This is a genomic window from Candidatus Desulfosporosinus nitrosoreducens (genome assembly GCF_030954495.1).
GTDB lineage: Bacteria > Bacillota > Desulfitobacteriia > Desulfitobacteriales > Desulfitobacteriaceae > Desulfosporosinus > Desulfosporosinus nitrosoreducens.
Window position 1 is genome coordinate 1 of record NZ_JAVHUW010000072.1, and the last position, 20,369, is coordinate 20,369.

20 protein-coding genes are annotated in these 20,369 nt (G+C 46.1%); 3 read left to right on the top strand and 17 right to left on the bottom strand.

Annotated elements, in window-relative coordinates; all coding sequences use genetic code 11:
- Positions 1 to 916: 916 nt before the first annotated feature.
- The 5 genes from REC12_RS20370 to REC12_RS20390 all read right to left on the bottom strand — a co-directional run bounded on the left by REC12_RS20370 (position 917) and on the right by REC12_RS20390 (position 4,240).
- On the bottom strand, positions 917 to 2,284 hold the full coding sequence (locus REC12_RS20370) for a PFL family protein (RefSeq protein WP_308897628.1): 1,368 nt from the start codon (positions 2,282 to 2,284) through the stop codon (positions 917 to 919).
- 175 nt (positions 2,285 to 2,459) lie between these two features.
- On the bottom strand, positions 2,460 to 2,753 hold the full coding sequence (locus REC12_RS20375) for an ACT domain-containing protein (RefSeq protein ID WP_308897629.1): 294 nt from the start codon (positions 2,751 to 2,753) through the stop codon (positions 2,460 to 2,462).
- Between the two features lie 165 nt (positions 2,754 to 2,918).
- Entirely contained in the window at positions 2,919 to 3,242 is a 324-nt protein-coding gene (locus REC12_RS20380) for a HesB/IscA family protein (RefSeq protein ID WP_308897630.1), read from the bottom strand.
- A gap of 104 nt (positions 3,243 to 3,346) precedes the next feature.
- Positions 3,347 to 3,586 (bottom strand): hypothetical protein, encoded by a 240-nt coding sequence (locus REC12_RS20385; RefSeq protein ID WP_308897631.1) that lies wholly within the window; start codon positions 3,584 to 3,586, stop codon positions 3,347 to 3,349.
- A gap of 57 nt (positions 3,587 to 3,643) precedes the next feature.
- The gene (locus tag REC12_RS20390; protein ID WP_308897632.1) at positions 3,644 to 4,240 is read right to left on the bottom strand and encodes an HD domain-containing protein; all 597 of its coding nucleotides are present in this window, start codon (positions 4,238 to 4,240) and stop codon (positions 3,644 to 3,646) included.
- 218 nt (positions 4,241 to 4,458) lie between these two features.
- Here REC12_RS20390 and REC12_RS20395 point away from each other — a divergent pair, with 218 nt between their 5' ends.
- Positions 4,459 to 5,202: a tetratricopeptide repeat protein gene (locus REC12_RS20395; protein WP_308897633.1), complete on the top strand. Its 744-nt coding sequence runs from the start codon at positions 4,459 to 4,461 to the stop codon at positions 5,200 to 5,202.
- A 1-nt stretch (position 5,203) separates the two neighbouring features.
- Here the strand turns inward: REC12_RS20395 and pepF are convergent, their stop codons facing one another.
- From pepF to REC12_RS20430, 7 genes are all read right to left on the bottom strand, one after another.
- Complete coding sequence (gene pepF / locus REC12_RS20400) at positions 5,204 to 7,006, bottom strand: oligoendopeptidase F (protein WP_308897634.1); 1,803 nt, start codon at positions 7,004 to 7,006, stop codon at positions 5,204 to 5,206.
- A gap of 235 nt (positions 7,007 to 7,241) precedes the next feature.
- Positions 7,242 to 7,973 (bottom strand): GntR family transcriptional regulator, encoded by a 732-nt coding sequence (locus REC12_RS20405; RefSeq protein WP_308897635.1) that lies wholly within the window; start codon positions 7,971 to 7,973, stop codon positions 7,242 to 7,244.
- 26 nt (positions 7,974 to 7,999) lie between these two features.
- Positions 8,000 to 8,926, bottom strand: a complete 927-nt coding sequence (locus tag REC12_RS20410; protein ID WP_308897636.1) for an ABC transporter permease — start codon at positions 8,924 to 8,926, stop codon at positions 8,000 to 8,002.
- A gap of 2 nt (positions 8,927 to 8,928) precedes the next feature.
- Positions 8,929 to 9,990, bottom strand: coding sequence for an ABC transporter permease (locus REC12_RS20415; RefSeq protein WP_308897637.1), 1,062 nt, complete (start codon positions 9,988 to 9,990; stop codon positions 8,929 to 8,931).
- 2 nt (positions 9,991 to 9,992) lie between these two features.
- The gene (locus REC12_RS20420) at positions 9,993 to 11,507 is read right to left on the bottom strand and encodes an ABC transporter ATP-binding protein (RefSeq protein ID WP_308897638.1); all 1,515 of its coding nucleotides are present in this window, start codon (positions 11,505 to 11,507) and stop codon (positions 9,993 to 9,995) included.
- A gap of 187 nt (positions 11,508 to 11,694) precedes the next feature.
- Positions 11,695 to 12,735 (bottom strand): BMP family lipoprotein, encoded by a 1,041-nt coding sequence (locus tag REC12_RS20425; RefSeq protein WP_308897639.1) that lies wholly within the window; start codon positions 12,733 to 12,735, stop codon positions 11,695 to 11,697.
- A gap of 170 nt (positions 12,736 to 12,905) precedes the next feature.
- On the bottom strand, positions 12,906 to 13,376 hold the full coding sequence (locus REC12_RS20430) for a CYTH domain-containing protein (RefSeq protein WP_308897640.1): 471 nt from the start codon (positions 13,374 to 13,376) through the stop codon (positions 12,906 to 12,908).
- A 367-nt stretch (positions 13,377 to 13,743) separates the two neighbouring features.
- Here REC12_RS20430 and pheA point away from each other — a divergent pair, with 367 nt between their 5' ends.
- Complete coding sequence (pheA, locus tag REC12_RS20435) at positions 13,744 to 14,607, top strand: prephenate dehydratase (protein WP_308897641.1); 864 nt, start codon at positions 13,744 to 13,746, stop codon at positions 14,605 to 14,607.
- 68 nt (positions 14,608 to 14,675) lie between these two features.
- Here the strand turns inward: pheA and REC12_RS20440 are convergent, their stop codons facing one another.
- On the bottom strand, positions 14,676 to 15,320 hold the full coding sequence (locus tag REC12_RS20440) for an alanyl-tRNA editing protein (protein ID WP_308897642.1): 645 nt from the start codon (positions 15,318 to 15,320) through the stop codon (positions 14,676 to 14,678).
- A gap of 92 nt (positions 15,321 to 15,412) precedes the next feature.
- Positions 15,413 to 16,885, bottom strand: coding sequence for a threonine synthase (gene thrC, locus REC12_RS20445; protein WP_308897643.1), 1,473 nt, complete (start codon positions 16,883 to 16,885; stop codon positions 15,413 to 15,415).
- Positions 16,886 to 17,094: 209 nt separating this feature from the next.
- On the opposite strand from thrC, the gene REC12_RS20450 reads away from it, so the two are divergent.
- Positions 17,095 to 18,483, top strand: a complete 1,389-nt coding sequence (locus REC12_RS20450; RefSeq protein WP_308897644.1) for a uridine kinase family protein — start codon at positions 17,095 to 17,097, stop codon at positions 18,481 to 18,483.
- Between the two features lie 196 nt (positions 18,484 to 18,679).
- Here the strand turns inward: REC12_RS20450 and REC12_RS20455 are convergent, their stop codons facing one another.
- The 3 genes from REC12_RS20455 to REC12_RS20465 all read right to left on the bottom strand — a co-directional run bounded on the left by REC12_RS20455 (position 18,680) and on the right by REC12_RS20465 (position 20,327).
- Positions 18,680 to 19,084: a methylglyoxal synthase gene (locus REC12_RS20455; RefSeq protein ID WP_308897732.1), complete on the bottom strand. Its 405-nt coding sequence runs from the start codon at positions 19,082 to 19,084 to the stop codon at positions 18,680 to 18,682.
- A gap of 79 nt (positions 19,085 to 19,163) precedes the next feature.
- On the bottom strand, positions 19,164 to 19,505 hold the full coding sequence (locus REC12_RS20460; RefSeq protein WP_308897645.1) for a GIY-YIG nuclease family protein: 342 nt from the start codon (positions 19,503 to 19,505) through the stop codon (positions 19,164 to 19,166).
- A gap of 3 nt (positions 19,506 to 19,508) precedes the next feature.
- A complete protein-coding gene (locus tag REC12_RS20465; RefSeq protein WP_308897646.1) occupies positions 19,509 to 20,327 on the bottom strand; it encodes a menaquinone biosynthetic enzyme MqnA/MqnD family protein in 819 nt (272 codons plus the stop codon).
- Between the last annotated feature and the right edge of the window lie 42 nt (positions 20,328 to 20,369).

Genomic DNA, 20,369 nt, shown 5'->3' on the forward strand with positions numbered 1-20,369 from the left:
CCTCGGGCCAGAGATTTGCCGCCGGTTTCTTTCGGATTTCACCTCACGGTGAACACCCTTACCTTAAACTATAGCTACTGCTACCTTCACTATTCGGGACTTTCACCCTAGAGATAACGCCCATGCCGGGCACACAAAACAAACGCCTCTCAAATTTGAGAGGCGTGCTTTCCATTAGACATTAGGAGCTAATAAGTCAATATTGAGGCTTAGGTCAAGTAGGTTTTCCCACTGAGCTCCCTCGGTTTCCCGTCGGGCGATTTCTCCTTTCCCCCAGCCTGGGACGTCGCCGCCACCAGAACTTGATCACCACTTAGTCCCCACTTCAATCCCTATTAGTTAACGTTCTAGAAGTTTCCTTAACACTCCTAGACAATCTAGCCTCTTTTGCAGAAAAGCATTTCCGGCAGTCTGAAAAGCATCGGCCAACACAATCCAGACCTTTTTTAGCCTTCCCAACTTTTCCACCTCAAGGCAGGCTACACTGCACTAAGTTCCTTCCTAATGCAGGTTCAACCCTAAGCCGTAGCCATTACAGCCACGCACTTAGGCCTCCACGGAAAAGGGTAACGCCCGCATGCCATTGCGGATCCCCCTCATCCTTAACTCCCAGCAGCAGCCCTCGACTGGGCGTCGAAAGCCACCACCAGGAACTTCATCGGTATGCCCTCGGCGGATTCTTAGGCCCGCCTTCGATTGCCAATTGTGCACTAGAATAACGCTCCATAGCCTAAAGGAAAATTTTCAATGAAATTTACAATGCTTATTGTACCTGATTACGCTGATTTTGTAAAAATTCCTTTGGCTATTTATACGTTAGAGTTATCGAGTATAATCATTTATAACAATTTTTTTGATCGCAAAACCTAACATTTTACATGAAAATCAAGAAATTAACATTTAAATCGAGTTTTATTTAATTGGATAAACTTGTAATCGGAGCGGGAATTCGTCCGCCACGCCGGATAAACATTTGGGAGGAAAAGGGGTGAACATCCATGACCGGAGCTCCGCCCAGCAACCCTCCAAATTCTACGCGTTCTCCCGCCTTTTTGCCAATAGCCGGGATAATTCGCACCGCAGTCGTCTTTTTATTGATCATGCCGATAGCGGCCTCATCTGCAATGATCGCCGCAATAGTTTCTGCGCTCACGTCCCCCGGTAAAGCAATCATATCCAAGCCTACGGAACACACGCAAGTCATCGCCTCAAGTTTGTCTAAAGTCAAGGCTCCGACTTCAACCGCATTAACCATCCCAGCGTCCTCTGACACCGGGATAAAAGCGCCGCTAAGCCCTCCAACGTGAGAAGAAGCCATAGCGCCACCCTTTTTAACGGCGTCATTCAGCAACGCTAAGGCGGCTGTCGTGCCATGAGTTCCACAGCGTTCCAAGCCCATATTTTCCAGGATTTCGGCCACACTGTCACCTATAGCCGGAGTTGGGGCCAAAGATAAATCAACAATCCCGAAGGGAACATTCAAAGCTTTGGAAGCCGCTCTGCCGATTAATTCCCCCATCCGAGTGATTTTAAAGGCTGTTTGTTTGATTAGATTTGACAGTTCGCCGAAATCTGCGTTTGGATATTCTTTTACAACTTTAGCCACGACGCCCGGTCCGCTTACACCAACATTAATAACACATTCAGGCTCTCCGACACCGTGAAAAGCGCCCGCCATGAAGGGATTGTCTTCCGGAGCGTTGCAAAAAACCACAAGTTTAGCCGCAGCAATGCCATCCTGGTCAGAAGTTTTAAGGGCGCTGCTAAGAATAACTTCCCCCATTTTCAGAACCGCATCCATATTGATTCCGGCTTTCGTCGTTCCAATATTAACCGATGAACAGACGAACCTTGTTTCACTTAAAGCCTGAGGAATCGCCTCAATGAGGGCCGCATCACCCGCCGTAAAGCCCTTTTGCACCAAAGCCGAAAAACCGCCTATAAAATTAATTCCCAACTCGCCGGCGGCCCGATCTAAAGCTCTGGCAACCCGGACCATGCCCTCTGACGTTAGATGAGCTGCCGCAATGGCCACCGGAGTGACGGAAACCCGTTTGTTAATGATTGGGATTCCAAATCTTGAAGACATTTGTTCTCCCACGGTGACAAGACGGCTGGCCTTCCGGACAATCTTATCATAGATTTTCTGTTCCAAACGATTAACATCTTCAGCCAGACAGTCCAGCAGGCTAATTCCCATGGTAATAGTTCGTATATCAAGATTCTCCTCATGAATCATCTTGATCGTTTGTTGAATTTCCTCACGCGCAAAAGTAATCGTCATACCGTGATTTCCCTCCACAATCGCCTTTCAGTTTTAATCCGCTGACTAATTTGCTTTAAGACTCCCGCTTCGGCAAGCGGTGAGTTAAAAGCGGCTAAGTCCCTGGCTAAGTGCGACTAAGATTCAGATGGAGTTAAAACTATACCTGAATCAAGTCTTCTTTATCTGGTATTGCCTAAATACGATGCATAAACGTAAAAATATCTTCGTGCTGAACTTTTACCTGCAAACCCCTCTTCAGGCCCTCTTGTTCAAGGGTGTTCGCCAATACGACGAGTTCCAAAGCCGCCGGCTTCATGTCCACTACCATGATCATCGTAAAAAATTCATCGAGAATCGTTTGACTAATATCCAAAATGTTGACGTTATACTCAGCAAGGCGTGTGGAAACCCAAGCAATTATTCCAATCTGATCGCGGCCTATCACTGTAATAATGGCCCGATTAGACTCTTCCCGAGGCAAAGTCATCGTTTTTCCTCCCTTAACAGACGTTTGTATTTTGGTTATGGACCTTAGACTAACATATTTGCTTTGTATACTCAAGTCTTTTCTCAGACCGCAAGAATCCAGGGAAATTACTTTTGGCGCACACATAAAAGAGAGCTCAAAAGGAGCTCTCTTAGAAATTTAGTATTAACAACTTCCTCCGCAACTTCCGCCGCAGCCACTGCCTGGATTCACAGTCCGGATTTCAAATCCTCCGCCATGCTTAGATTCGGTGAAATCAATCGTTGCGCCTTCCAAGTATGTGGAAAGTTTTTTGTCAGTGATTAAAGATACACCATAGCCCTCGTCCAAAATATCGTCTTCTGTCTTTGACTCATCCAGAGTCATGCCGAAATTCGGCCCACCTCAACCAACGCCTACTAAGTAAAGGCGAAGAAATGCATTTTCCCGGTTTTGACTTTTCAGCACTTCTTTAACTTTTTGGGCCGCGAGTTCAGTTATTTCTACCAAAAATCTCACTCCTTTTCATCTCGCTGTCTTAAATATACCATACTTTTTCTCTTTCGCAAGGGAATTTCAGCTAAATTAGTGAACACTTTCCAAAATTCTGAGAATCAGACTTCTTCACCATTGCCATTGGAGTGAAAATCCTTAAATAATTGACGAACTTCAACTTCTAAGCTAGCGGGAAGATCCTGCGACATTCTTTGCCAATGCTTTACCTCAAAGTTAATTTTCTCAACCCAGCTCTGTCCCTCCGGCCAAGCAATAAAGGTTTTCGGTTCCGGCAGAGCAAGAGTTTTTATTATATACAGAAACATACCTAACAATAAAACACGCCAAAGCCAACGCATCTTTAGTCATCCTTCCCGAATAAGCTTATATAGCTAGCTTATCCAGAAAGTGACCATTTAAATCGTTTCAGTATGCAACTCGCGCCAAAATTCTTCCATAAATTTAAACAGCGGCTCAAAAAAAGTTGAAGCTGTTTTCGTAAACAAATGCTCGTGATAACCTCGAATTTTATCCTGGTAAAAGGATTCACAGGAAGTTTCTCCAATAAGAGGCCAGCCCTGCACCCCGCCCAGCGTGAATAAGCGGCCTAAGCCAATGGCACCCACAAAGTCCAATTTATCAGCGTCATAAAGTATTTTCGCCTCGAGAGTTTCCGGTTCGTACCCAGCTTCACGGGAATGAGCGATAATCGCTTCTTTTACTTTTATAATTATTTCCTCGGAATACCCGGTTTTGCGTAAAATATTGACGGCAAGTCCTGCGCTGCTTTCAGCATGAGTTTTCTCAACAGCGCCCGAACGTCCGATATCATGCAGCAAGGCGGCCAATTCAACCACTGTAACGTCCGCACCTTCGGCTCCAGCCAGTTTGATGCACCATTCTCTTACTCTTAAAGCATGTTCCAAATCATGTGCCCGGTCTTTGCGCGCATAAAAGCCCTTGGCTATTTGTATAACCTGCTCTAAGTGGTCTTGTGTTGTTTCAGTAACCATAGGCCCACCTCCATTCAATCCGGTTCAATAAATTGACATATATTGAATTTATCTTACTCCCCAAATTCTCGCCTTGTCAAGCTCGTCCTTTTCTGGGGATTATATCAACCTCAAGGCTAGGGAATTCCTGCTGATTTTTTCTCAAAATGCTATAATGAAACATAGTCAGGGATTTTTTCGCCAAGCCTTACCGGAAGTGGTCGGAAAGGGGAGCCTTTATGCCTAAGAAACGTCAATTAAAGATCGCAGTTATAGCAAGCGCTTTTCTAATGTTCACCATAGCAGCTGCTTTATACTTCCTGACAGGAAATGCCGCACCCTTAACGACAACACTCTTAATGACGGAAACAGCCCGCAATTCAGTTCCGAAGCCCCCCTCCCTTTCCGAAAGCGCCACCTCTGCCGGCCAGGCCCAGACGGCTCCTCCGACGAATACAGTCCCAAGGCCTCTCCCGATTCATACTTCGGATTCCCGCGCTCTCGAACTCTATAAGCAGGGGCTTGAACTTTACTATCAACGCCGCTTCCCACAGGCACTTGCGCTATTTAATCAAGCCTTGACCATTGATCCCCAATGCTATGAAGCACTTAACGGCAAAGGGGCTACCCTTGCCTTTCAAGGCAGCTATGATCAAGGGCTTGCTCTTATTCAGCAAGCCCTTGAGATCAATCCTGACTATGTTTACGGGAATTTCAACCGAGGATTAGCCTATGAACTTGCCGGGCGCTGGGACGACGCCATAGCAGCTTATCAAAAAGCTTTACAATTAGACAAGCGCGACACCTGGAGTTATTACGGTATTGCCAGCATCTACGGCCGGCTTGGGAACATCGACAAAGTCCTGGAATATTTGCAGCCGGCAATAACTCTGGACCCCGATGTCAAGGAAGTTGCCCGCGAGGAAAAAGATTTTGCTCCCGTCCGGGAGAATCCCCGTTTCCAAGCTCTCATTAAGCCATGAGTCAGCTCAGGAGATTTTCCAAGCGCTCAACAAGCCCGCTGAAAACTTGCAGGGCCTCTCTGACGGGTTCAGGGGTCTCCATATCAACACCCGCCTTGCGCAACAACTCAATAGGATAATCCGAACTGCCTCCGCTCAAGAATTGCAGGTAGCGATCTACGGCCGGTTGGCCTTCTTTGAGAATTGCCCGGGCAAAGGCTATGGCCGCCGAAAAACCGGTGGCATATTTATAAACATAAAAAGAATTGTAGAAATGGGGGATACGCGCCCATTCCAAGGCTATTTCCGGATCTAAAACAATATCCTCCCCGTAATATTGGGAGTTTAAGCCGCGATAAATATCCGAAAACTGATCTGCCGTTAAAGCCCCGCCTTCTTCCACGATAGCGTGAGTTTTCTTCTCAAATTCGGCGAACATTGTTTGCCTGAAAATTGTTCCTCTGAATTGTTCCAGATAATGATTTACTAAATAGGCAAGTAATTTTGCGTCTTTGGTTTGGGCCAAGAGATGCTCCATTACGAGCGCTTCATTTAAAGTGGACGCCACTTCGGCAACGAATATTTTATAACCCGCATAAAGATGCGGCTGAGCCCGGTTGGAAAAATAGGTGTGCAGAGAATGGCCCATTTCGTGAGCGAGGGTAAACATGGAATCCAGCGTATCTTGATGATTGAGCAGAACGTAAGGATGGGACCGGTATGTCCCCCAGGAATATGCCCCGCTGGTCTTACCTTCATTTTCGTAAACATCAATCCAGTGCTTGCTGAATCCCTCCTGAAGAATTTTGAGATAATCCGACCCCAGAGGTTTTAAGCCTTCGAGGACCATTGCTTTGGCTTCGTCATAAGAGATCGCCATGGTTGTTTCCGGAACTATAGGGACATATATATCGTACATATGTAATTCGGGAAGATTCAGAGCCTTCTTGCGCAAGCGGACATAACGATACATCTGAGGAAGGAATTCATGAACTGTATCAATTAAAGAATCGTAAACTTTCAGAGGAACCCGATCGTCATCTAAAGAAGCCTCGATAGCTGAAGGATATTTGCGTGCCTGAGCAAAGAAGACATCAGATTTAATACTCGAATTAAGAGTCGCCGCCCAGGTATTGCGTTGCTTTCCATAAGTGTCATAAAGCGTCATAAAAGCGGCTTTGCGCACACTCTGTTTAGGACTTTCCATAAACTGTATGAAGTTGCCTTTAGTCAGCTCGACTAATTGCCCCGTTTCAGCTTCAATGGCCGGAAATTTCAAATCAGCATTGTTAGCCATTGTAAATATGGCACTGGGAGCCTCCGCCAACTCACCGACTCCTGCCAGCAGTTTCTCTTCGTCGGAACTGAGAATGTGTTCTTTTTTGCGCAGAATATCTTCCAGGGCTTGGTGATAAAGCTTCAAGGCTGGCGAAGAAGAACGAAACTCCGCCAGCTTTCCTTCAGGCATGGACAATAATTCCGGAACGACAAAGGCAGTGGCACTGCCTACTTTGACCGCAAGGGCACCGGCACGGTCTGTTAAGGCCTGGTAATTAGCTTTTCGGTTGTCCTCATCCCGGCGCATGCGAGCGTAAGAATAGACCTCCCCAATCCGCATACCGAGATCATCCATCCACTCTAAACAAGCAATGAGAGCGTCTGCTGAATCCCCGAGATGCCCTTCAAATTTTTTACCCTCACCCAAAAGTGTCTCTATTTGAGCGAACTCCCTTTCCCAGTGCTCATTGTCGGCGAAAATATCTTCCAAGCGCCATTTTGTTGCCTCAGGAAGTTCTTCCCTTGACTTAAGTCGTTGATGTTCCACGATCGTACCCTCCTTGTAATTCATCCATCTTTATTATATACACGCATATAAAAAATTACCATTTTTCAGCAGGTTTTAGCGTTTGGCAAAGAAGCCTGCTTGAAACTTATTTATGGTATCTTTATGCTCCCGCTTCGATAAAAGATAAAATACAAGCATCCTCACTTCACATTAATAGTGGAGGAGGATGCCTTTTTAGGGAGCGCAGAGTCACACCACAGATTTACACCAAGGCTTAACGGGAGCGCAAGAGGTGGAAAACAAAATAATCGGAACGGAAAAATAAGCGCGAATAAAAAATCGCCCGATCTGACTTGTCAAAATGAACTTCATCAAGCAAAAGCAAAGGACTTGCCGCAGATACCGATAATTTATCGGCTAATTCTTTACCGGCAACAATAGGGCGAATATCAGTAGAAGCATAGGATATTCGAATGCCCTTGGCCTCTTCCAGATAATTAAACACGGAGGATTTCATCCCTTCGGCTTCAAGATCACCGATGATCGGCGAAAACATATCCATGCAATAAACTACAGGGATGCCGTCTGCTGTGCGCACCCTGCACATACGGTGCAGATGTGTCCCTACCTCTACTCCCAACTTTTCCGCAACCCGGGCATCGGCAGAAGCCGTTTCAAACGTTACCTCACTGGTTCCCGGGGTTGAACCCAGCTCTAAAATGGCATCCGTCACCCGAAATAAAACCTCTAAGCCTGGTTTGGCTTTAGGTGAGGGTTCCCCGCGGACAAATGTCCCCAGCCCTTGCTTTTTTTCCACGACTCCATTTGACTCTAAGACGCGCAGGGCTTCACGCAGGGTATTACGGCTAACACCAAGTTCTTTCGCTAATTGTTCTTCGTTCGGCAGTCTGCTGTTAACCGAGTACTTTCCTCGTCGGATTTCATCCAAAAGTTCTAAGCGGACAAGATCGGAGAGGGATTTGCCACTCTGTTGTATACGTCCCATCGACGATAACCCCTCCTCAAGTTAATTTATTTGTTTGGATTATAGGGAATGCCATCTGCCGCTGGAGCAGTGCTTCGCCCGACTAACCCGGTCAGAGCCAGAATAGTCAGAGCATAGGGGAGCATCTGGATAATATTAGCGGAAATCCCTCCACCTTGCAGGATCATGCTCAAAGCCATAGCGAAGCCAAACAATAAAGCCGCTCCCAGAGACCCCAAGGGTGTCCATTTGCCAAAAATCATGGCTGCCAGGGCAATATACCCCCGTCCGCCGCTCATATTCACCTCAAAACTATTCAAAAGGCCAAGAGACAGATAGACCCCGCCTAAACTGGAAAGCATCCCTCCGATAATCACTCCCAAATAGCGTAAGTTTCGCACATTTAACCCCGCCGTATCCGCGGCTTGGGGATTTTCCCCTACCGCTCTGAGCCGCAGGCCCAAATTCGTATGAAAGAGAAAATAATGAGAGATTAAGACTAAGACCAGCATTAGATACACGACCACATTTTGCGCTCCAAAGACAGGTCCAAGAATAGGAATCCGGTTTATTCCGGGCAAGGTTAGATTGGGGAGGGCAGGAGTATCACGGGGAGTACCGCCGTAGCCAAAAATCGTGTTTAACAGAAAGGCAGTTAAGCCGGCGGCAAAAATGTTAATCCCCATGCCAACGATAACTTGGTCGGCACCCAAATTCACGGTAACATAGGCAAAAAGCACAGAGATCAAAGCACCCATCATTAAAGCCCCCACCAACCCTATCCAGGCACTGTTGGTATAATGGGCAAACAGCACTCCAAAAAATGCTCCTATCAGCATGATGCCTTCCATGGCAATATTGACAACCCCACTGCGCTCTGAAAAGGTTCCTCCCAGCGCGGGAAGAGCTATTGGCGTGGCCATCGCTAACGTCGCCGCCCAGAGGTCAGGTCTCATTAATGCAGCCCAAAGCATAGCTAAGCCTCCTTACCTGGCGCAAGTATTTGATCCTTACGCGAACGTTTTTGCACCATTTGCACAATATCTTTCGTGGCAACAAGAAAAATGATAATCCCGGAAATGACATCGGTTAAGTTGGCCGGCACTCCGGAAACTAATTGCATGGATTGTCCCCCGGAAGACAGGGCCGCGAAGAAAATCGAGGCCAGAATAACTCCAAAAGGATTATTGTTAGCCAAAAGGGCAACCACAATCGCCGTAAAGCCATAGCCCGAGGAGAAGCTGTCATAGAGCCGGTGCTGTACGCCCAGCATCTGTACGGCACCGGCCAAACCGGCCAGCATCCCGCTGATAAATAAGGCTAAGATAAGATATACAGGAACATTGATCCCGGCATATTTAGCAGCGCGGGGATTTGAGCCCACCGTCCGCAGACGATAGCCCAAGGTTGTTTTGTAGAGCATCCAGTAGACAACAACACAGGCAAGTAAGGCAATAAGGAGTCCCCAGGACAATTGGGTACGCTCAACAATGAGCCCTATGGTGGCTGAAGGTAAAATCACCGGAGACTGAGGCGTATAGCCTTGCTGCATCATGGGGCCGTTTTCCAGCATATAGTGGCTTAAAAAAATAGCAATATAGCTCATCATCATGGTCGTGATGACCTCATGAGCGCCGACGAAAGCCTTAGCAAGGCCGGGAATCACTCCGGCCCAAAGTCCGGCAGCCAACATAGCCATCAGAATTGAAAGCGAGATATGCACTATGAAGGGAAGCCCCTTGACAGAGTACCCTATCCAGACAGCCACCATACTGCCGATCCAGTATTGTCCCTCGGCGCCAATGTTAAACAAGCCGGACTTAAAGGCAACGGCAACCCCTAAGCCGGAAAGAATAAGGGGAATGGCGTTGGCTAAGGTATTGGAAAAATCCACCGTAGAACCAAAGGCACCGGAAAAAAGGGCTCCATAAGCCGTTATGGGGTTATGACCAGTTATGAGCATAACTCCCGCGCCAATGATCACAGCAATAAGTATCGCCGCCAAAGGGGTAATCAGACCTTCTAATGTTTTGCGCATATTCACCCCTCCTTTTCCAAATCCACACCTGTCATCAGCAGGCCCAGTTGTTCACGGGTTGCCTGCCCGCCCGGCAAAATCGCCATTAGGCGCCCATCATGAATAACCCCAATACGGTCTGACAAAGACATAATCTCATCTAATTCCAGAGAAACCAAAAGAATGCCCTTGCCGCTCGCCCGCAACTCTAAAAGTTTATTGTGTATAAACTGAATTGCCCCCACATCCAGTCCTCGCGTTGGCTGTGCCGCTATTAACAATTCAGGATTGCGCGAAACTTCACGGGCCAAAATAACTTTTTGTTGATTTCCGCCGGAAAGATTTTTGGCCAAAGCGTGAATTCCCCGCGGCCGTACGTCAAAAGCCTCGGCTAATTGCGAGGAATGTTCGGCGATAGATCTTTTTTGCAATTGACCCCATCTGGCATAAGGGGCTCTATAGAAGTCACGAAGTACAAAATTCTCCGTAAGCTCAAAATCCATCACCAGCCCATCCAACTGACGATCTTGAGGAATGTAGGCTATTCCTGCCCTAGTCCGCTGACCTACCGTTGAAGAAGTAATATCCTTGCCAAGAAACTGGATTCGTCCTCGTTTACAGGGCAGCAGGCCGGTGATCGCTTCGATTAATTCCGCTTGACCATTTCCGTCAATCCCCGCCAAACCAAAAATCTCACCGCGCTGAATTTGGAAATTAACTCCTTTAACTTTCTCATTCCGGCCGACCACAACGGAGACATCTTCGACGTTTAAAATAGACTCTCCCGGCTCTTGAGGCGGTTTGGAAACGTGGAGAACAACTTCCCGGCCTACCATCAGATTAGCGAGTTCCTGGGCAGTACTTGTCTTGGTTTGAAGAGTGTTTACTGTTTTCCCGGCTCTCATAACGGTAACCTGATCGGAAACCCGCTTTACTTCATCAAGCTTATGACTAATAAAGATGATAGGGATTCCCTGGGAGCGAAGACGTTCCATCACTAAAATCAATTCTTCAACTTCTTGAGGGGTAAGCATAGCTGTTGGCTCATCTAAAATAAGCAGTTTCGCTTGGCGATAAAAGACTTTGAGAATTTCCACACGTTGTTGAAGTCCAACCGAAAGATCCCCAACCTTGGCACTGGGATCAATATCCAGGTGATATTGTTTAGCAAGTTGGCGTACCATCTCAATGTTTTCGCGCCGGCGATAATGAATTTTGCCAGGTTCTCCGCCCAGGACGACGTTTTCAGCTACCGTCAAAGCAGGGATCAGCATAAAATGCTGATGAACCATGCCAATACCCGCTTGTATGGCTTGACGAGGGCTTGTGAAGTTGAGCTCTTGATCATAAAGCTTTATGCTGCCCGAATCCGGTTTGTAAAGTCCGTAAATAATTTTCATCAGCGTGGATTTTCCCGCCCCGTTTTCCCCTAAAATAGCATGGATCTCTCCCTCACGGACAGTAAAATTCACGTGATCATTAGCGACTACCCCCGGAAATGTTTTGGTTATATCTCTAACTTCCAAACAAGTACGCATAATCCCCTCCAGATAAAAAACCAGGCTGGCGGCAGGCCGCAGGCGCGGGCGGCAACCTGGTTTGCACTTATGCTTCAGAAAGTCTGTAACAAAGTTATACTTTCCGAGCGCTATTAGAAAGGGATTGCCTCATTAAGCTCATGAAGCAATCCACTCGTCGTAACACTCTCAAGAAACAGAATCTTGTTTAGAAACCGGCCGGCATCTTGTTCGTTACGGTTATTTTGCCAGCTTTTATTTGCGTTGCAACATCATTCACTTTGTCAACGACATCTTTAGGAACGACCTTGATCGGCGAGGCAAAACCGACACCGTTATTACTTAAATCAAAGAGCACATCTCCACTCTTGAAGCTGCCATCCATGGCGTTTTTAATAATATCATAAGTAGCGACATCCATACCTTTAAGAGCACTGGTAATCACGGTGTCCGGAGCCATGTAATTTTGATCGGCATCTACACCAATAGCGTAGATATTCTTTTCTTTGGCCGCATCGATAACTCCCGTACCGGTTCCACCCGCTACGGGGAAAACGATATCGGCGCCGCCGGCGATTTGCGAAAGGGCCGTTTGTTTGCCCAAGGCAGGATCATCAAACTTGTTAGTGTAATTTAAATTAACATGTATGTCAGGGTTCACGCTTTTTGCACCTTGGATAAATCCGGCAATGTAATCGTCAACAGGAGGAATCTTCATACCTCCAACCAATCCGACTGTGTTTTTGCCGAGAGCGTTGGGAATTCCGGGTTCTTTTTCCATTAGCCCTGCCAGCACACCTACCAGATAACCGCATTGTTCCGTTTTAAACATAGCTGAGGCCACATTAGGCCGATCGGTAACCGAGGAGTCAATAATCATAAATTTAGTATCCGGATAATCTTTAGAAACTTTTTCAACGGCATCTTGCATCAGGAAGCCGACAGCTATGACCAAATTATACTTATCTTGAGCAAAACGTGTTAAATTCGTTTCATAATCCGTCATTTGTTTGGATTCTACGACACCTTTAGTCACGCCCAGCTCGGACACAGCCTTTTCCAGCCCCTTGTTGGCCAGATAGTTGAAGCTGTGATCATTAAGTCCTCCCACATCCGTCACTAAGCCAACTTTGAATTCCTTTTTCGCGGACTCGGCTGGTTTCGGCGTTGTCGTGTTAGCGCAGCCAACAAGGGCAACCGCCAGCGTAAGTACAACAACCAGACTACTTAGGAACCTTGATTTTTTCATTCTTCATTTCCCCTCCATCTCATTACCTGGTGACACTCCGGCTCTGCAAGGTTCTGCTCTCTTTTCAGTTGTAGGACCTCGAACAGCTTACGCTCCTAAGTTTAGCAAGTATTCAGAAATGGGTCAAGAATTTATTTTTTATGTCAATAACCTTGACAGCCTGCCATTCCCTACCATTGGGAATAGGGGTTTCTGCCCAGACTGAGATTAAAAAATCGCGAATCCGAGGTAATTTCCCGTTCAGAATCAACCCAATCGGGGAAAGTCAGAGGATACCCTATCTCCGGTATTTCAACATCTACGGTTATTAAGCCTGAATTTTTCTTTTGATACTTATCAATTTCCCAGATTAACCCTCCGTAAGGGATGCGGTACCTCACTTTTTCAACCGGGGGCACGAGGGATAACCGTTCTAAAGCCGCTCGTTCCTCCGGGGTTGATTGATGATTTACCGTTTCAATTTCCATGCGGCTTCCATCACTGCGTATTTCCTTAACCGTTATCTTAATAGAATCTCCGAGAAGGCGATAGCGCACCGCTGGTTTTTCGGATAAATACCCCTGAATTATGTATTCCCCTCCCCGGAGCTCAGGCAAATCCTTTTGCCTAACCAGAAACTTGCGTTCAATTTCCAAGCCCAAGACATCATCCCCCTATGTTCCAGTAAAAAGAACTTAAGAATAGTGAAGCAGGCAGCGTACGTTCCACTGCCTGCTTCTTCACCTTGTCCACTGATCCCCTAGAAGGTTCCCCAACCTTCTAGTTTAATTTTACTAAATTCTTAGCACCGGCGCAAGTATCTTATGATAATCAGCAAGATTTTTTAGTCAAGTTTTAAAGCATGACTTGCTGGTATTAAATATCTGTATTATCATAGGAAATAATCAATTTTTAAAACCGTAAAAAAATCTTAATTCCAATACCTCTGAAACATTCCCTTGAGGTTCTGTGTCGCCCCAAGCTGAAGGCGGGACAGATCATTTTATTATAAAGGCAGGAGACAAGTTCATGACAACGATGGGATATTTAGGCCCCAAAGGAAGTTTTTCTGAAGAGGCAATCCATCTCTTTTTAGCTAGCCACCCCGAATTTAATCTTTCCCCGCCGGAGTTAATTCCTTTCCCCACACTCTCTCGTTTGCTTATCGCTTGTGAGGAAAAAGAAACAGACTGGGCATTCGTCCCTTTAGAAAATTCAGCGGAAGGACAAGTTGGCGTAACCATGGACCTGCTTGGACAAACCGAGCATCTTCTTATCAGCTCTGAGTTTATCCAGCCGATTGATCAATGCCTTTTGACCCACGAACCCATGCCCTTAGAACAGATCGAGCGGGTTTATTCGCATGAACAGGCCATTGGACAATGTCGGGATTTTCTGGAGAAATACCTGCCGCACGTTGAACAAATCCCTTGCTTAAGTACAGCGGACGCGGCCTTAAAAATCTCTTCCATTCGTGAAAACTGGGCCGCTATCGGACCTCGGCGAGCCGCCGGCCTCTATAACCTTCATCTCCTCAAAGAAGGCATTCAGGATGTAGTCCTTAACCCTACCAGATTTATTCTTGTCGGTCATCGCCTGGCCGATATGTCCGACGGAGAAGATAAAACTTCGCTGCTCATCGTTGCCAAAAACACGCCCGGATCTCTCTATTCAATACTGGGTGAATTTTCCAAACGCCACATAAACCTCAGCCGGATTGAATCTCGTCCTTCGAAGCGAAAGCTGGGGGAATATGTCTTCTTTGTTGATGTAGATGGTTACGTTTTCGCTCCTCCCATCCAGGAGGTTCTCTGGGCACTCCAACAGGAAAACATCAATGTCAAACTCTTAGGTTCGTATCCCAAAGCTTTTCCCGCTGAAAGCATATTTTAGAGAGATTTTAATGCCAAAAGCCTTCCTGCCCATAATTTTGGAGTAGGAAGGCTCCTTTAGTTTAAAGACTACACCAGCACAATCTCAATGCGCTCTCTGTTTTTTCCGATATTCTCTCTCTTTAATTTAATCTCCCCAACCTCGCCCGTAGTCCTAAGATGGGTTCCCCCGCAAGAAACCTTGCCCAAATCTTTGACTTCCCAAAATCGTCTTTCTGATTCTTTGTCACTGAATTCACTCGTGATCTTCAAATCCAAGGCAATAAGACGATTGGCTTCCTCCAGCAGGCGCGGAAAAATCCCGGAAATATTCCCCTGCCAGACGAAATCGATTCGGGCTTTGGCGTCTGTAATATTAGCTCCAATCTTTTCCGGCTTATCGAAAAGCTGATTCACAAGTTCCAGTATAATTTCCGCGGCAAAATGAAGTCTCATAATCCTATAGCGGATCTTCCAATCAATTTCTATCCTTACTTCATCATCAACGTTTAGATCAAGGGGACCTGCTAGAGAATAATAAATTTCCTTTCCTACTTTTTGAGCCGCCAATATCTTATGTCCATTGATCGTACCTTGATCTGAAGCCTGCCCGCCGGAAAAAGCATAAGCAATCGTCTTATCAAGCGTAATTATATTGCCGGAAATACTTGTAACATTTGCTGCTAATTGCGTTTGATAGGGATCTGCCCAAAAAACTTTTTCGACGCTCATCATTCCACCTCAACTTTAAGCAAGAGTATAAAAACGATGCCGCCAACTACGGCGACATCATGGTCCTAAATTGTTTTTCCCAAAGATCATAATGTTTAAGCGAATAATTTCAGTAAAGCTTCCTCAATTCCAGCCGCTGAATACAACTCTACTCTTCTGGCTTTCTTTTTGTCCAAGGATTGCAGTCCCGAAGGGATTGGCCAACCTGTTAGGCGACTTAAATCCTCCAAGGCTTGCCATTCGTCTCTGGGCTTCTCCGGAATACCCTCCAGGCCAATTAAAACACTCGGAGCAAATTTAAAGGGGCTGGCAGTAGAAGCAATTATCGTAAACCTTTGATCCCGGCTTTCGGCATAATAGTCCTCATAGACTTTCACCCCCACCGCCGTGTGGGGATCAAAAACATAGCGGTACATTTTAAAGCTACGTGCAATCGTTGCCAAAGTCTCCTCTTCATCAGCCCATCCCGCATAGACCACGTCCTGACAGTTTTGGAGAGTCAGGGGATCAACTTTAAAGCTTCCTTGATTTTTCGGATTATACCACTCTTTTATGGAGTCGGCGTTTCGTCCGCTCATTTCATACAAGAAGCGCTCAAAATTACTGGAAACAAGAATATCCATCGAAGGAGAAATCGTCTGAAAAAAGTCACGTTGGCTCTGATATTCTCCTGTGGCAAAGAAATTGGCCAAAACATTGTTTTTATTGGAAGCACAGACTATCTTAGCAATGGGTAAACCCATTCGTTTGGCATAATAGGCCGCTAGTAAATTCCCAAAATTCCCGGTGGGAACAACCACATTAACGGCGGCACCCGGATTGACCTTTCCCTGTTCCACAGCTTGTAAATAGGCCCAAAAATAATAAACAATTTGCGGCAAAAGCCGCCCCCAGTTAATAGAATTCGCCGAAGAAAAGACCAGCCTCTTTTCCCACAAGCGAGCTTTTAAGGATTCCGAAGCGAACATTTTCTTAACAGCTGCCTGACATTGATCAAAGTTGCCTTTTACCGCCATGACATGGGTATTAGCCCCTTCCGTCGTTGTCATCTGGCGCTCTTGTACATGACTGACGCCGCCGTCGGGATAAAAGACGACGATATGCATACCTTCCCTGTTTTTGAATCCCTCCAAAGCCGCTTTTCCCGTATCCCCGGAGGTTGCCACTAAGATCAGAACTTCCGCGTCAAGATCAATTTGCTTTAGGCTGACTTTCAATAAGTCGGGCAATACTTGTAAGGCCATGTCCTTAAAAGCGGAAGTCGGACCATGCCAAAGTTCAAGCACCCCAAAATTGCCGACAGAAACTAAAGGTGCCGGATTGGGGCCATCAAACGTTTTTTCGGAATAAATACTTATGATTTCATCAAGCGTGGACTCGGAAAAATCCGTCAAATAGGGCATCATTACGCGTTTGGCTACCTCACGATAGGCTAATCCTCGCAGTTCCTGCCAATCCAAGGTGGGAAACGTTGCAGGAACAAAAAGTCCTCCGCTTGGCACCATGCCTAAGGCTATCGCTTGAGAAGCGCTCTGACCAGATAAATTACCGCGTGTGCTTTCGTACATCTCATTCCCCTCCTTGACCTTAATTTTTTTATTTATTTACAATCTATTCGCAGTATATTCGCTGTAAGCGAGTAAATTCCTTCTTAATTGACAACCCTATTCCCGTGATTTATAAATTCAGAGCAATTTCCTCATTTTGGCGAAGGAAAGTTGTGCTATCGTGTTGAATATCATAATTACAATCTATCTCATGGAAAGGCGGTGCCTAGATGTCTGATTACTCAATACGCAGATATCGTCAGAGTCTAATTCTTGGTCTCATTGGTGTGGTCAAAAAACTATTTCCAAGCGAACAGCTTAAAATTACTCACTCCATACTTGACGGAGTTTATTGTGAGCTCGACGACTCCATACTTTCCTCAAGAGAAGTCGCCAAGATAGAGGAGGATTTAAAGCGTTGGGTAGACGCCGATCAAGCCATTTCTTACGAAAAAGGGCCGGATCGCTTATATCATTGCAGTTTTGACAGTCTTGAAATAAAAACGATTTATCCCCCTCTCGAACGGGCAGGCTCCTTAAAGTACTTTCAATTGATCCATTTTCCTCCCGGTTTTATCCTGCTATTTCCTAACGCCAACCATCCCGAAACACTGGCTCCCTTTGTGCCTCCGGAAAAGCTTTCCGCAACCTTTTCCGAAACCCAGCGCTGGCTGGAGAATTTGCATCTGGCCAAGGTGCAGGATGTAAATTCGATCATCTCCGCTGACGGCTCGCAAGACCTTATCTGCCTGGCCGAAGCCTTGCACGAGAAGAAAATATCCTCCATTGCCGACCGGATCTTTGAGCAGCGGTGCAATATCCGCCTTATCCTGATATCCGGCCCCTCTTCTTCGGGAAAAACGACCTTCGCCCAACGATTGTCAACCCAGCTTCGGGTCAATGGCCTGCGTCCCCTGGCCCTTTCCCTCGACAATTACTTCCTTTCCCGTGACGAAACTCCTCTTGACGCCAATGGTCAATATGATTTCGAGTCCTTAAACGCCTTAGATCTGCCCTTACTGGCAGCTCATTTGAATGCTCTCATTCGAGGGGAAAATGTCGAAACCCCAATTTATGATTTTGTCAACGGCCGGCGGTCCCCCGTTGGCAAGTCAATGCACCTGAGTTCCGACGAGATTCTGGTTATTGAAGGAATTCATGCTCTCAATCCTTGTTTAGTCCCTTCCCTTGATCGCAACCAAATGTTTAAGATCTATGTCAGCGCCTTATTTGAACTCAACATTGATAACTATAACCGAGTCCCTACCACAGAAGTGCGGCTTATCCGCCGTATCGTCAGAGACAACCAGTTTCGCGGCATTAATCCTGAACGGACACTCGGTCAATGGGAGAGTGTGCGGCGCGGAGAAAACAACAATATCTTCCCCTATCAGGAAGAAGCAGACGTCATGTTCAACTCCAGCCTTTTATACGAACTAAATGCTTTACGCCCCTATGCCGAACAGTTGCTTGGTTCCATAACTCCAGACTGTGCGTACTATAAAACGGCAACCCATCTCCTGACCTTACTTTCTTTTTTCAGTCCCTTGGACGTCTCTACGATTCCCTTTACTTCTATTCTCCGGGAATTTCTGGGGGGCAGCACCTATAATGTATAGCTTAAAGCTTAAAGTTTTAAGCTATACATACGCAATGTCAAAAAGATTTAAACTCACAGCAAGTCATCTCAACATAAAATCCGGTAAAGAAAACTCCGCCTGTACCAAGCGGAGTTTTTTAATTCAACTCTAAAATTAAGGGAACTGCCTAGGTTTAACAGTTCCGACCTTTAAGCATTTCTTTATTTCTTACAACTTAATGAGTATGCTCAACCTGGTGCCCGGCCGCTTCTAAACAAAGTTTTACATAAGCCATTAATATTTCCGCACTTTGACGGTTTGTCGCCAGGGGGACATTGTGAACATCACAAACCCGCAATAAAGCGGCAATGTCCGGTTCATGAGCTTGAGCCGTTAAAGGGTCCCGCAGGAAAATAATCATATCTAAATTCTGTGTGGCGACAAGACTGCCAATTTGCTGATCTCCTCCGATAGGGCCTGATAAAAGGGCCGTCACCGCCAATCCCACGTGCTGCCGAATCAGTTTGCCGGTTGTTCCCGTCGCCGTTAACTGGCACTGCGCCAAAAGTTCTTTATGAGTTTTGGCAAACTCTATCATTTCAGCCTTTTTTTCATCATGGGCAATTAAGGCTATTCTCAAAGTCATCAACTCCCCCTTCATAACGCGTATAGAGCACTCATTTTGCCGCTCCAAAATCCTAGCATTGATCATCCTGAAATCATTTAACTTGCTGGGTAATTTCTTGAGTTACTATTGAAATTCTAAACGTAAGCTTTCGTTTCTCGGCAATTTGCTTAATTTCCCAAGGTTCTTCAATCAAACGGATCTTTTCCCCACGCCTGCATCTCTTGATGGCATACTCTAAGCGCAAAGCATCACTCCAGGTATCCACCGCCCAGGCCTGAGCTAAGAATACGGGAAGGTGGGACGCCGTATATTTGGCTCCTTGCTTTCGAGTGCTTTCTCCGTTATGTTCCCGCATTCTCCGTTTGAGGTCTGTAGTTGCTCCTGTGTAGAGCGTATTATCACCACAACAGGCAAGATACACCCAATATTCCATAGGTCACTCCTGAGGCCAAAACTCGATAACCGGACGGCTTGGCAACAGATGCTGCTCGTAACACAAATCCAAATATTTTTGCAGTCCCGCCATTATCGTGGTATCTAAATCGTAGTGAAACTGAGCAAAATAATCCTGCCAAAACTCTAAAGATCCCCCTAGCATCCTTTGGCAGGCCATAACAATATCTCCTATGTTATTAAGTGCCTCTGATTTAGCCTCTAATAACAAATGATAAACCGTCTTAAGTTCCGCCGACTGGCGGGCAAGCAGCTTTTTAGGAAAAGCCCAAACTGCATAAGTCATAGAATGACCTGTCTGTTTTAACCATTCGGCACCAAGATCATAAATAAAGCAATCGGGCTGTTTTTGCGCCGCCTGGATGGCGGAATCAGCAATTAGGAGTGCCGCATCCGCTTTAGCGAACATAGCCTGTAAATTGGAAGTCATTGTAATATATTCCGGAACAACTCTATAAAACCGGTGAAGTAATATCTTCGTCAGGTTGACAGATGTCGCCGACATATCGGTCAAAGCCACAGTCAATCCTCCTAAATTCTCTAACGGGACTTTAGAAAACAAAAGGATAGATCCGACGCGTCCTTTGGTAGAAACGGATAAGTTCGGCAGGATCATATAATCCTGCCAATGCTCACCGTAGGAAAAAGCGCTGATTGGCGCCATATCGATCCGGCCATCGGCCAACATGGCATTATGCCCGGTGGGTTCCGCCGTGACTGACTCCAGAAGCGGATGATCTTTAGGTAAAAAGTAAAACATCGGCAGCATATTTGTATTAGGGTTATGTCCAATGCGAATCATGCGAATACCCCCATAAGATTATATCCATTCCGGATATGAATG